The following is a 271-nucleotide window of genomic DNA, read 5'->3' on the forward strand; positions in this document are numbered from 1 at the left end:
AAAAACGCTGCCTGTTCGTTTCTGGCATTCAAAGCAGTGACAAATAGAGGTTCGCAGAGGTTCATCTTTACAGCGAAGTTGAACTAAGCCACAGGCGCACTCTCCGGTGTGAATTATGTTTGTCATCGTTATTACCTATCGATTGCCCACTAAACAGTTTATACCTAAATCCGCTCGAGTGATTTCACGATACTTGGTTCATCGAGATTTGAGTGTATGCGGTGATCCTATTCGAATTGGTATATACTCCGAACACAATTTTTAGAACAAA

1 pseudogene is annotated in these 271 nt (G+C 41.3%); it reads right to left on the minus strand.

Annotated elements, in window-relative coordinates:
• Window positions 1-126, minus strand: a pseudogene (locus tag R8N49_RS29505) (aldehyde-activating protein); the annotation flags it as partial.
• Window positions 127-271 lie beyond the last annotated feature (145 nt).

It is taken from the genome of Vibrio sp. 1978 (assembly GCF_033344345.1).